This window comes from Ectopseudomonas oleovorans, from assembly GCF_003052605.1.
Classification (GTDB): Bacteria; Pseudomonadota; Gammaproteobacteria; order Pseudomonadales; family Pseudomonadaceae; genus Aquipseudomonas; species Aquipseudomonas oleovorans_A.
This window is the reverse complement of the sequence record NZ_QASO01000086.1, coordinates 1-10,258: the sequence shown is the minus strand read 5'-3', so window position 1 is coordinate 10,258 and position 10,258 is coordinate 1. Positions and strand designations below refer to the sequence as shown.

Below are 10,258 nucleotides of genomic sequence, written 5' to 3'. Positions count from 1 at the left end.
AGTTGCTTGCGGCATTTGACCTGCTCATGGCTGTCGACACCATGAACTTGAAAAACCTGCTTTGCCAAATCCACGCCTATGCGTTTAAGTTTCATGCGGGCTCCCCCTCCGGGATTGTTTGTTTCGTAACCTACAGTCTGGCGCAATGACGCCGTAGGAGGGAGGAGTCCATCTCATTGGGCTACAACCCGCCGCTGACACCTAGGCTGACACCCAGCGCCGTGGCCAGCGAAAACGGCAACAGCAGGGTATCGAGCAGCGCACTGGCCGGCAGATCCAACCCAGGATAACGCGGCGCCTCGGCGCCGAAACGATCCAGCGGGCAACAGCCGCCATTGATCGTGTACCAATCCAGCCGCGTACCGGCGTAGACCACCGGTGCACCGGGCTTGGCCGCATCCAGCGTGCGCACGGTGGCGCAGCCGCTCAGGCTCAGCGTCAGCAGCAGAGTGAGTACCAAAGTCCGTCTCATCCGCGCTCGACCCTTATTTCCACCAGCTTGCCATCGAGAAAACGCAGGTAGCGATAGACGCCATTGCGAGGCCCATACATCCATTGCTCGACTGTCACGCCGCCACCCTGTGGACTGCTGGGTGGCGTGACCTCACGCTGATCGGGTTCGCCGCATTTGCGCAGCACCTCGACGCTACGCTCGCCCTCGTAAACCAGGGCAGTACCGCAGCGCATGGAGGCCTCTGCAACCGGCAGCAACGACAACGTGAGGACGCTTCCCAACACACAGCGACTCACAATGGACATCAGCACTCTCCTTAGTCATCTGACACCAAATGATGCTCGCCCCAGCGCGGCAACATGTCCTGGGGGATATTCAGGCAATTGAGGATGCGCGCGACCACGAAGTCCACCAGATCATCCAGCGTCTGTGGCTGATGATAGAAGCCGGGCGATGCCGGCAGGATGGTCACGCCCAGATTCGACAGCTTGAGCATGTTTTCCAGGTGGATACTCGAATACGGCGCCTCACGCGGCACAAGGATCAACTGGCGGCGCTCCTTCAATGCCACATCGGCGGCGCGTTCGATCAGATTGTTGCAGGCGCCGCTGGCGATGGCCGACAGGGTGCCGGTGCTGCATGGCACCACCACCATCGCGGTCGGCGCGCCGGAGCCGGAGGCGGCCGGGGCCATCCAGTCCTCCTTGCCGTAGACGCGAATCTGCCCCGGCGCCGCGCCGGTGTACTCGGTCAGAAACTGGGCCATGGATTGCGGCTTGGCCGGCAACGCCACGTCGGTTTCGGTGGCCATCACCAGTTGCGCGGCCTTGGAGATCAGGAAGTGCACCTCGCGATCTTCCTGCACCAGACAATCGAGCAGGCGCAGGCCGTATTGCGCGCCTGAGGCGCCGGTCATCGCCAGGGTTATTCTCTCAGGGCCAGACATTCATCCCTCCAGAGCTGCTGCCAGCTTGCCATGCAGGCCGCCGAAGCCGCCGTTGCTCATGATCACCACCTGGGTGCCGGGACGCACCAGCGCCTTCACGCCGTCGATGATCGACTCCAGTGAGTCGCACACGCGCGTCGGGTTGCGCGCCTGCGCCACGGTGGCGGCCAGGTCCCAACCGAGATTGGGCGGCGCGTACCAGAACACCGCATCGGCCTGTTCGGCGGACTCGGCCAGACCGTCGCGATGGGCGCCGAGCTTCATCGAGTTGGAGCGCGGCTCGATCACCGCGATCACCTGGGTATCGTCGCCGACACGCTTGCGCAAGCCATCCAGGGTGGTGGCAATGGCAGTCGGGTGGTGGGCGAAGTCGTCGAAGACGGTCACACCCGCCACCTCGGCGACCTTCTCCATGCGCCGCTTGGCGTTGATGAACTGGCCCAGCGCCTCGATGCCCAGCGCTGGCACCACGCCGACATGGCGCGCTGCCGCGAGCACGGCGAGGGCGTTGGCGACGTTGTGCTGGCCGGTCAGGTTCCATTGCACGGTGCCCTCGACCTTACCGTCGAAGCTCACCTCGAAGCGCGAGCCATCGGCGCTGAGCAGGCGCGCCTGCCACTGGCCACCTTCACCGGTGGTCTGCACCGGCGTCCAGCAACCCATCTCGATCACTCGCGCCAGCGCGGTTTCGCTGGCCGGATGGATGACCAGCCCCTCGCTGGGGATGATGCGCACCAGATGATGGAACTGCCGCTCGATGGCCGCCAGATCCGGGAAGATGTCCGCGTGATCGAACTCCAGGTTGTTGAGGATCGCTGTTCGCGGGCGGTAGTGGACGAACTTGCTGCGCTTGTCGAAGAAGGCGCTGTCGTACTCGTCGGCCTCGACCACGAAGAACGGCGTGCCGCCCAGGCGCGCGGAAATACCAAAATTCTGCGGCACGCCGCCGATCAGAAAGCCCGGGCTCATACCGGCATGTTCCAGCACCCAGGCCAGCATGCTGGAACTGCTGGTCTTGCCGTGGGTGCCGGCCACCGCCAACACCCAACGCCCCTGCAGCACGTGATCGGCCAGCCACTGCGGGCCGGAAACGTAGGGCAGCCCCTTGTTCAGCACGTATTCCACCGCCGGGTTGCCACGGCTCATGGCATTGCCCACCACCACCAGATCCGGTGCCGGCTGCAGGTGCGCCGGATCAAAGCCCTGCATCAGCTCGATGCCCTGGGCTTCCAACTGAGTGCTCATGGGCGGGTAAACGTTGGCATCGGAGCCGGTGACGCGATGGCCGAGCTCCTTGGCCAGCACCGCGAGCGAGCCCATGAAGGTGCCGCAGATGCCGAGAATATGGATGTGCATGAATGACCTCTGAACGCGCCCTACTCATAGGGCTTAAAGCGATGGCGGCAGGTTAGCACAGCACCCGCCAGGCGACTGCTGCGCCTAGTTCAGACAGATGCACCAATACCAAGTTGCTCCGCTGCCAGAAAATCAAACGCTTGCTTGGATTGCGCATTCAACTGGCTTTGAGGCAGCATCGACTGACCCGCTGGCACAACAGCTGCATCGCCACTCCTGCCCCACTACAGAGAGAAGCCGAGGCCCACCATGCGCATCGTCCAAGCCACCCTGGAGCACCTGGACCTGTTGACCCCGCTGTTCGTCAAATACCGCGAGTTCTATAACGAGCTGCCCTACCCCGAGTCGTCACGCAAGTTCCTCGAGAAGCGCCTGCGCCGCAAGGAGTCGGTGATCTACCTGGCCCTGGCCGACGATGAAGACAAGCTGCTCGGCTTCTGCCAGCTCTACCCCAGCTTCTCCTCGCTTTCGCTCAAGCGCGTGTGGATTCTCAACGACATCTACGTGGCCGAGGATGCTCGCCGCCAACTGGTTGCCGACCGCCTGCTGCACACCGCCAAGCACATGGCCAAGGAAACCAACGCCGTGCGCATGCGCGTGGCCACCAGCCGCGACAACGAGGTGGCGCAGAAGGTCTACGAGTCCATCGGCTTCGTCGAGGACGAGCAGTTCAAGAACTACGTACTGCCGATCAATTCCGATTGATCGCCTCGCAGGCGCAGCGGCTGCCTGTCAGCCACCAAGACTGAGCAGCAGCCCCAGCAGCAATGGCAATGTGACCAGGCCTAGCGCAGCCAGGCGTGCCGGCTGCATTGGCACGCGCCGCAGCGCCTGACTGCGACGCGCCTGCAAGGGCTGCTGCAATGCCAGCTGAAACTCCGACAGCGCCTCGAAACGTGCCTGTGGCTGTGGCGCCAGGGCCCGGGCGAGCACGCCGTCCCAGCCTTGCGGCACATGCCCGGTAAAGGTCGCCAGCGGCACATAGCAGTGTCCGGGCCTGACGTCACTGCGCGCCGCCTCCGGCCATTGCCCACTCATAAGCCAATAGACCAGCGCCGCCAGGGCAAACTGATCGGCACGACCATCCAGCGCACGGCCGCTGCGCAGTTCCGGCGCCAGCGGTACAGCCTGCTCAGGCAAAGACTGACGCGCTACACCGGGCAGGATCGCAGCTGCGCCAGGCAGAAACAGCACCCTCCCGTCATCACCGAGCAGAATCTGCCTGGGGTTTAGCCACAGCCCCTGCATGCCACGGCGCTGCAACGAACGCACGGCTGCGATCAGTTGCCTCACTACCCCCATCAGCGTCTGTGTATCCGGCGCACCATGGGCGGCCACCCAATCGAACAGATTGCGCATGCCGCGGGGCGGCTTGGCCAGGACCAGATACGCGTGACTGCGCGCCTGATGCGGCGACAGCACCTGCGGCAACGCCTGCTGCGGACTGCGCCGCAACGCCCACTCACGCTGCCAGAAGGCTTCGCCTGCATCTTCCTCGGCGAACCAGAGCACGGCTTCCCGTCCGGACTCATCACGCCCGACATACAGCCGCCCAGGCGGTCCATAAGGACATTGACGCAACAGCGTCCAACCATCGAGCTGCTGGCCGCAGGCGATCTGCGCCAGCGCCGGGCGCGGCGCAGCGGACGGCGCCGGCGTCAGGCACTGGGTTTCCCCCACGCCGAGCAGCACTGCAGCGCCGGGGGCCTGCAACAGCGGCTGCAACCGCTCGCACAAGCCCCCCTCTGCCTGGATACATAGCCCTTGCAGATCACTCACATCGAGCAGCGGTTGCGGCGCCAGCAGCAGATGCTCGCCACGGCTGGGCAACAGATTGTGCTGAACCAGCGCCAGCTCGGCCTGGGCGCCGAGAGCCTGCCCCTCACGACCTGCCAGGATCTGCAAGGCACCTGTGTGCGCACGCGCCAGGCCGACACTACCCGCCTGCAGAAACTGCAACTCATCGCCCTGCATCAGCAGCACACCGGCATGCAAGTCGGCGACGCCCTGCCCGGCCTGCTGCCGGCGAAACAGCTGGAGATTCAGCGCGGCCAGCACCTGGCGCGCCGCCTGGGTTTCACTCCAGCCCTCAGGCGTACAGCGAAAATCGGCGAACAGGGCGTCCAGATGACGCTCCAGGCTTTGCACCACATCGGGGCAGTGGCGTGCCCAAAGCAACACGACCAGCAGCAACGGCGGACGCTGCTGGCGACCGGCCAGCCACATTGCCCGAGCCCGCGCGGCCTGGTGCGGCAAGTCCAGTCCGGTGCCGGACGCCAGCGTGATTCCAGGGTGTTCCAGCAGTTGCAGCGCCATGCTCAGCCCTCCTGCTGCAGCGAAGCTGCAAGAGGCTTTGCAGCCTTTATGCCGACTTGTGGCGAGCGCCTGGCACCCTTATGGTGGCCGGGTCTTCCCAATGAGCCCGCATGCATGTGGTCCTTCAAGGCCTGGCGCCGTCGTCGCACCCTCGAAAACAACCCTGTCGATCCGGCCCACTGGGCCGAAGTACGCAGACGCCTGCCGATTCTCGATGGCCTCGACGAGCGCGAAGAGCAGCAGTTGCTCGAGCGCGCCGTGCTGTTTCTGCATGACAAGCACCTGACCGCCCTACCAGGGCTGGCGCTCGGCCCGGTCGAGCACCTGCTGCTGGCCGCCCAGGCGCAGTTGCCACTGCTGCACCTGGGCGATCTGGACTGGTACAGGGGTTTTCACGAAATCGTCCTCTACCCGGATGACTTCGTGAGCCCACAGCGCCACCGCGACGCCAGCGGTATCGAACACGAATGGGACGACGCGCGCAGCGGCGAGGCCTGGCAGCAAGGCCCGGTGATCCTCGCCTGGCCGGGCGTGGAAACCAGCGGTGGCTGGGAAGGCTACAACCTGGTGATCCACGAACTGGCGCACAAGCTGGACATGCTCGAAGGCGGCGCCAATGGCCTGCCGCCGCTGCACCGCGACATGCGTGTGCAGGATTGGGCGCATGCCATGCAGAGCGCCTATGACGCACTGAACGCCGAGCTGGACGCCAATCCCGAGGCGGAAACCGCCATCGACCCTTACGCAGCCGAAGACCCGGCGGAATTCTTCGCGGTGACCAGCGAATACTTCTTCACTGCACCGGATCTGCTGGCCGACGCCCTCCCCGAGGTCTACCGGCAACTGGCCCTGTTCTACCGCCAGGACAGCCTGGCGCGATTGCAGCGTCTGCAAGCGGAACACCCCGACTACAAGGCGGTCGAAAACGCGACCAATGGCTGAGTAGGCTGCCGTAGTAACGCATTGCGAATACGCCTATAATGCGCCCCACTTTTTTGGCCACCCCTGGGAGTTTCCCCCATGAGCTACAGCAAGATCCCGGCTGGTAAAGACCTGCCGAACGACATCTACGTTGCCATCGAAATCCCGGCCAACCACGCGCCGATCAAATACGAAATCGACCACGACAGCGATTGCCTGATGGTCGATCGTTTCATGGCCACCCCGATGTTCTACCCGGCCAACTACGGCTTCATCCCGCACACCCTGGCTGACGACGGCGACCCCCTCGACGTGCTGGTCGTGACCCCTTATCCGGTCGCGCCGGGTTCGGTGATCCGCGCCCGTCCGGTCGGCGTACTGCACATGAGCGACGAAGCCGGCGGCGACGCCAAGCTGGTTGCCGTCCCGCACGACAAACTGACCGTTCTGTACAAGGACGTTCAGGAATACACCGACCTGCCCGCGCTACTGATCGAGCAGATCAAGCACTTCTTCGAGAACTACAAGGATCTGGAGAAGGGCAAGTGGGTCAAGGTAGAAGGCTGGGGCGGCGCTGAAGAAGCCCGCGGCCTGATCAACAAGGCAGTCGCGGCTTACCAAAAATAAGTCCTGACCACCTCCGAAAAGCCGGCCACAAGCCGGTTTTTTTTATGCCCAAAATAATCCTATCCAATCCAAAACCAAAGCTGCTAGCCTAGATAAATCAAGGGCTACAGCCATTCACCCAGCCAACCCAGTCCAATGCGCTACAACCCCATCCGACGACAAAGTGGGGGGACAAGTGGGGGGACAAGCGGAAATGGCAACGCGGCGGGGATACGATGGGCAAGCTAAATCCGAAACAGGTCGAGAACCTGACAGAGCCTGGCACCTACGAAGATGGAGACGGGCTTCGACTGGTCGTCAAACCCACAGGGCGCAAGTCTTGGCTGCTACGATTTCAGCTCGCAGGCCGACGCCGGGAAATGGGCCTAGGTTCGTACCCAGAGATAAGCCTTAAGACTGCACGCCTCGATGCGAGCAGCAAGCGCCGTCATCTGATCGATGGCATTGACCCGCTTGTCGCACGAGACCTTGAGCGAGCTGTCCAGCGCGAAGCGCTGCGAGCCCACGAGGCCAAACAACTCAAGTTCGAAGCACTGGCAAGGGAGTACTGGGTCGCCCATGGCAGCACCTGGTCAGAGCAGTGGCGCAGAGGCTGGATACGCAAACTCGAACTCTATGCGTTCAACCACATTGGCAAGCTCTCAGCCGAGCAAATCGGCACGGAGCACGTCCTGAAAGTACTGCAGCCCATCTGGGCGACGAAAACGCGGACAGCTGATGAAGTACGAGGGCAGATTGAGCAGATTCTTGATGCCGCCAAATCCCGCGGTCTTCGTGACGGAGAAAACCCGGCTCGCTGGCGGGGCCACCTAAGCAATCTGCTGAGCCGCGCGGAAAAGAAGAAAGCCAGAAAACGCATACATTTTGCAGCCATGCCCTGGCAAGACGTACCTCTCCTCATGGCTCAACTCAAAGAGAACACCGCGCCAGCATCTCTAGCCGCCCAATTGCTCATTCTTACCGGTGCCCGTGCCCACATGGTGAGGTTTGCGCGCTGGGATGAGTTTGACTTAAAAGCTGGAATCTGGTCGCTTCCGGGTGAACGCATGAAGATGCGGCTCGCTTTTGTGGTTCCGCTTGCCGATCAGGTGCTGGAACTTCTGCAAGGTATGCCGCGGATTGATGGCAGTCCCTTTCTATTCCCAGGGCAAGGCAAGAGTGGAGTCATGCACGTAAATGGCATTCGCACTCTATTACACGACATGAAGCATGCAGACATCACTCGACACGGCTTTCGCTCCTCCTTCAGGGACTGGGCTAGCGAATGCACGCACTACCCGCGCGAAGTTTGCGAAATGGCACTGGCACATGATGAGCGAGACCAGACCGAAGGGGCATACTCGCGCTCCGACTTTCTGGAAAAACGTCGACTACTCATGACGGACTGGGCAAAATTCTGTAGCAGTACTGGCACACAACAGGTATTCACAATGGCCAGCACTATCAATGACTATTTTCAGAAGCCTGCACCCTCCAAATCTTGACAACCATCCCAGCCAGCAGCCCTCGACACTTATGACAAATACTGACCGCGAAAACCTCTTGCTCCAGCCAATTACGGACGTTTCGGAAAGTCTTGGGGTCCCAATGAGCGAAATCATTAACGTCTGTGCAAGCCTCGGGATTCAGTTGCTAATAGAAATACCAGACGACATTGCTGTGTTCGCCGAAATTAAAAATAACTTGTTCGGTCACCCAATTCACTCTCCACCAATTGCAAGCAAAGTAATACTGTCCCCAGGAGACCCCACGACAAGAAAATTACTTTGCGTTCCCGCAAGCTCTGCCAAGCTAACTCTAAAGCTCAATAAAATCCAAATGCACCAATTTATGCATGCGGCAGTTTTTTCCGAAGCAAAAGAACGATTTTACAATTTAACGCCCAAAGATTTTTACAGGTGTGAGAACGAAGCCGCGCGCAATCGCGCCATGCAAGTAGAAAAATATGATTGTTCACTATACAACAGCCCACTAGCTCAACGTGAGATCCCAGATTCAACCATTGAAAGCTCATCATTTCTGGCTGCGGGAAAAGCCATAACAATTAAACCGAAGGACTTAATTATAACCAAGCACGACCTAAATGAAATTCATAAGACAATAAACAACAAAACAAAGCAAGCCGAAAAATACCCGAATTATGGGGGGTTTAGGCTGGGGCCGTGGACCTCACCGATGCTTGCCCACCTCAATGAAGCATCAACATTATTTGTTTCCAGCCTACCACCAGAGGCAACGAAGGATACAGTTTTCGCCACCTTAGAAGAAATCAATAAATGGCTCACAAATGAGTGGGGAGAAACCGCTGGAGAACTTCTAATAAACGAGTCATCTAAAACGATCCTGCCCAACGCCCACTCAAACCCTAATTACTCAGAAATAATTAAAAATATTAGCCTAATAAAATCCGAGAACACAGAAATACTAGAGCAATTAATCATAAACGATTACGCCTCGGATGCACTAACGGCAATAAACATAGCTGCAATTTATCTTCACAAATTAAAAGACACCGAAACCATAAGCAATGACAGAGCACTGGAAATATTAGAGAATAGTTTCGGCTTTAGAGGAAGGCTAATACAGGCCGTATCGACTATCATTAGACACAATAGCCGAGCGAATAAGCGGCTAACAAAATAACTACACTACCAATCTAGGCCTGCCTCGCTTACACCCCCGAGCTTTTGGCATGTTCCCCCTAAAGAACACTCTACCGCACTCAGAGGAGGGTTGCTTTAAGTAATCCACCTTTGCCAAGTATTCCGCCACAATGCCTTTTAGATTCTGCCGCAGAGTAGTGCCTCGATGGCTAATCACACCGACTCCGGGCTTCGGATACTTGCGAGCATTACAGTTGTCATAGCGCCCTCGGCCTTCAGTCACGACTCGGTGCCAGTGCTCACCAACCGACCGAGCGAGTGTAATATCCTGACAATGCAGTGAGCCGTCATAGAACAGCAGCAAGTGGAAGTGGAAGCCCGTTAGGTGTGCATATTCCAACTTACAGGCAAAGCCAAGCATCCCATCCACAGGCACGCCTGTATGTATATCACGCTGTAATTTTACCCAATCCGCCTTCGCCTCAACCAACCCGTCTTTGAGACTCCTTCCACCTCGAAAATAACCAATCTCATAGGACAAATCCAGGCGAATCACCACCATCCTAGAGTACTTAGAAAACAAGGCATCAATATACGTATTTAGGCTCACCACACGCTTATTAGCCGCCTTGGAAAACCTGCGAATAGTCTCCTTAAACTCCTTACAAGAAGCCTCCTGACGCATATCAACAACCACGGCATTAAGCATGTCGACAACCCGCTTAACATAGGAGTGCTCAACACTGTCAAAGTATGCAAGCAGCATAGGTGTTGGCGCTGATGGAAAATTGACCCACCCTGCCGATTGAAATTTGACCCAGGGCGGATTGCTGATTTTGTTACCAGCAACTGTGGATAAGTCTACCAGCGCAGCTGCTGTTGCCCCCACTCCTTCGCTAGCCCAGTTCAGTTGTTTAAGACCTGCCACACGCAGCCATGTAGCAGGCCGTCGTCGCCATGAAATCAGAACGGCTCATCGTCCTCCGGTTCCTGGCCGCCCTTACGCTTTCGCTCCCGTGATTTGATCTTGGCCTG

General features: G+C 59.2%; 12 protein-coding genes. 5 read left to right on the top strand and 7 right to left on the bottom strand.

Going from position 1 to position 10,258, the window contains the following annotated elements:
- The 5 genes from DBO86_RS26740 to mpl form a co-directional block, all read right to left on the bottom strand.
- Positions 1-95: hypothetical protein (locus DBO86_RS26740; protein ID WP_244185501.1), on the bottom strand; the 95-nt coding region annotated here is incomplete at its 3' end.
- Positions 96-181: 86 nt separating this feature from the next.
- A complete protein-coding gene (locus DBO86_RS14565; protein WP_108234041.1) occupies positions 182-472 on the bottom strand; it encodes a YceK/YidQ family lipoprotein in 291 nt (96 codons plus the stop codon).
- Positions 469-759: a DUF2845 domain-containing protein gene (locus DBO86_RS14560; protein ID WP_108234040.1), complete on the bottom strand. Its 291-nt coding sequence runs from the start codon at positions 757-759 to the stop codon at positions 469-471. The genes DBO86_RS14565 and DBO86_RS14560 overlap by 4 nt, the downstream gene beginning before the upstream one ends.
- A gap of 11 nt (positions 760-770) precedes the next feature.
- Entirely contained in the window at positions 771-1,400 is a 630-nt protein-coding gene (gene ubiX, locus DBO86_RS14555) for a flavin prenyltransferase UbiX (RefSeq protein ID WP_021489517.1), read from the bottom strand.
- Positions 1,401-2,756: a UDP-N-acetylmuramate:L-alanyl-gamma-D-glutamyl-meso-diaminopimelate ligase gene (gene mpl / locus DBO86_RS14550; RefSeq protein WP_108234039.1), complete on the bottom strand. Its 1,356-nt coding sequence runs from the start codon at positions 2,754-2,756 to the stop codon at positions 1,401-1,403. It abuts the gene before it with no gap.
- 249 nt (positions 2,757-3,005) lie between these two features.
- Between mpl and DBO86_RS14545 the strand changes: the two genes are divergently transcribed.
- Positions 3,006-3,461 carry a GNAT family N-acetyltransferase gene (locus DBO86_RS14545; protein ID WP_074856925.1) on the top strand — a complete coding sequence of 152 codons (456 nt, stop codon included), beginning with the start codon at positions 3,006-3,008 and terminating at the stop codon, positions 3,459-3,461.
- Between the two features lie 27 nt (positions 3,462-3,488).
- Here DBO86_RS14545 and DBO86_RS14540 read toward each other — a convergent pair whose 3' ends face one another.
- The gene (locus DBO86_RS14540; protein WP_108234038.1) at positions 3,489-5,072 is read right to left on the bottom strand and encodes a serine/threonine-protein kinase; all 1,584 of its coding nucleotides are present in this window, start codon (positions 5,070-5,072) and stop codon (positions 3,489-3,491) included.
- A gap of 114 nt (positions 5,073-5,186) precedes the next feature.
- On the opposite strand from DBO86_RS14540, the gene DBO86_RS14535 reads away from it, so the two are divergent.
- The 4 genes from DBO86_RS14535 to DBO86_RS25880 all read left to right on the top strand — a co-directional run bounded on the left by DBO86_RS14535 (position 5,187) and on the right by DBO86_RS25880 (position 9,263).
- Positions 5,187-6,014: a M90 family metallopeptidase gene (locus DBO86_RS14535; protein WP_108234037.1), complete on the top strand. Its 828-nt coding sequence runs from the start codon at positions 5,187-5,189 to the stop codon at positions 6,012-6,014.
- Between the two features lie 78 nt (positions 6,015-6,092).
- A complete protein-coding gene (ppa, locus tag DBO86_RS14530; RefSeq protein WP_017675534.1) occupies positions 6,093-6,620 on the top strand; it encodes an inorganic diphosphatase in 528 nt (175 codons plus the stop codon).
- A gap of 215 nt (positions 6,621-6,835) precedes the next feature.
- Positions 6,836-8,104 (top strand): tyrosine-type recombinase/integrase, encoded by a 1,269-nt coding sequence (locus tag DBO86_RS14525; RefSeq protein ID WP_108234036.1) that lies wholly within the window; start codon positions 6,836-6,838, stop codon positions 8,102-8,104.
- A 103-nt stretch (positions 8,105-8,207) separates the two neighbouring features.
- A complete protein-coding gene (locus DBO86_RS25880) occupies positions 8,208-9,263 on the top strand; it encodes a hypothetical protein (protein WP_146173207.1) in 1,056 nt (351 codons plus the stop codon).
- On the opposite strand, the gene DBO86_RS14520 is transcribed toward DBO86_RS25880, so the two are convergent.
- Positions 9,264-10,151: a YagK/YfjJ domain-containing protein gene (locus DBO86_RS14520; RefSeq protein WP_146173206.1), complete on the bottom strand. Its 888-nt coding sequence runs from the start codon at positions 10,149-10,151 to the stop codon at positions 9,264-9,266.
- Positions 10,152-10,258 lie beyond the last annotated feature (107 nt).